This is a genomic window from Faecalibacterium longum (assembly GCF_040094125.1).
Taxonomy (GTDB): Bacteria; Bacillota; Clostridia; order Oscillospirales; family Ruminococcaceae; genus Faecalibacterium; species Faecalibacterium longum.
Genome location: NZ_JBBNIH010000053.1, coordinates 1 through 862, shown reverse-complemented (window position 1 = coordinate 862; position 862 = coordinate 1). Strand labels below are relative to the sequence as shown.

General features: G+C 54.1%; 2 protein-coding genes and 1 pseudogene. All 3 read left to right on the top strand.

Annotated elements, in window-relative coordinates; genetic code table 11:
* Positions 1-203: pseudogene (locus AAAU26_RS00805) on the top strand (LPD16 domain-containing protein); the annotation flags it as partial.
* A gap of 8 nt (positions 204-211) precedes the next feature.
* On the top strand, positions 212-727 hold the full coding sequence (locus AAAU26_RS00800; protein WP_015564289.1) for a YodL domain-containing protein: 516 nt from the start codon (positions 212-214) through the stop codon (positions 725-727).
* A partial coding sequence (locus AAAU26_RS00795; RefSeq protein ID WP_227619743.1) for a transposon-transfer assisting family protein occupies positions 717-862 on the top strand: 146 nt, incomplete at its 3' end. The genes AAAU26_RS00800 and AAAU26_RS00795, both read left to right, overlap by 11 nt.

The following is an 862-nucleotide window of genomic DNA, read 5'->3' as shown; positions in this document are numbered from 1 at the left end:
AAGCCCGTGAGCAGATTCTGGAAGCGCACCACATGGAAAAGGGGCGGCGGCTGTTGCAGGACTACGATGCCGTCATGTACAAAGTTGCGGAAGCCGAAGAACTGAGCGCAGACCACCGCCCTTCCACACTGGAAAAGCTGGCAGCACTGGCAAGTGATACGCCTGCGCCAAAATCGTCTGCACGGTCTGCGCCAGAACTGTGAGGTGGACAATGCAGCAAAAATGGAACCAGAATTTTGACGGTGAACCCATGACGGACATCCCGCAGAAGTTTCTGAACGCAGGGTGCGATGTTTATATGGTGATGCAGCTGCGGCATGACGAAAAAATCTTCGATGAAAGATTTGCTTCTATGCGGGAGTTGAATCGTCGAGGCAAAACGCCCGACCCGGAGCATTACGAGGTCACTTACTATGCTGATCTGCCCGCCATGTGGCAGGATGTGCCGAACAACGAGGTTTTGGAAGAACTGTTTCAGGTGTTCAACCTCTCCCGTCCGCAGGATTTTGAGGGACACAGCCTGTCGGTCAGCGATGTGATCGCACTTAAACGCAATGGCGAGGTGTCTGTGCATTATGTGGACAGCATCGGCTTCAAAGATTTACAGGGGTTTCTGGACAAGCAGCCGGAACGCCATTCGGTACTGATGAATCTCAAGGAAAAGTGCGATGCCCCGGAGTGCAATCCTACCGTCTGCCGGAAAGCGAGGGATGAACATGAACTTTGACCACGAGGAATTGACCCTGATGATGCTCTACAACACCGGCACCCGGCTGGGGCTTATCCACGAACTGCGGCTGATGCAGTGCTACCTGATGCCCGATGAGACTGCCCTGCGGGAACTGTCGGAGGGTGTTATCGA